Origin of the sequence: Pseudomonas sp. SIMBA_068 (genome assembly GCF_046534705.1) — a bacterium.
Classification (GTDB): Bacteria; Pseudomonadota; Gammaproteobacteria; order Pseudomonadales; family Pseudomonadaceae; genus Aquipseudomonas; species Aquipseudomonas putida.
The window spans coordinates 1-252 of the sequence record NZ_JAWRYI010001108.1 but is presented as its reverse complement, the minus strand read 5'-3'; the positions used below and the strand labels follow the sequence as shown (position 1 = coordinate 252).

Here is a 252-nt window from a genome sequence, read left to right as displayed (position 1 = left end):
CGAAAATAAAAAAACAGAGGAGCTGCTATGAATGTTGCCTTGAAAGAATCTGTTAGAGCAGGCCTTATTGGTGGGGTGGTATCCGCAGTCGTGGCCTTCTTGGTTGCTTATTACCTTGCACCTTTCCCGCTCAATCCGATTGATAACTCCATCGGCAATAGCGTGAGTGGTTTTTTCAGCGGATTGGTCAGCGGCTTCATTGGTGTTTTTCTTGTGGTTAAAAAGCTGGCTTCTTGACTGATAAGCTACGCG

At 46.0% G+C, this 252-nt stretch carries 1 protein-coding gene; it reads left to right on the top strand.

The window, feature by feature from the left end; genetic code table 11:
• Positions 1-27: 27 nt before the first annotated feature.
• The gene (locus SB756_RS32915) at positions 28-237 is read left to right on the top strand and encodes a hypothetical protein (RefSeq protein WP_183675197.1); all 210 of its coding nucleotides are present in this window, start codon (positions 28-30) and stop codon (positions 235-237) included.
• Positions 238-252: the final 15 nt, after the last annotated feature.

Bases quoted from the DNA above. Each gene is read 5' to 3' on its own strand.
- SB756_RS32915 (WP_183675197.1), top strand. From the start codon at position 28: ATGAATGTTGCCTTGAAAGAATCTGTTAGAGCAGGCCTTATTGGTGGG.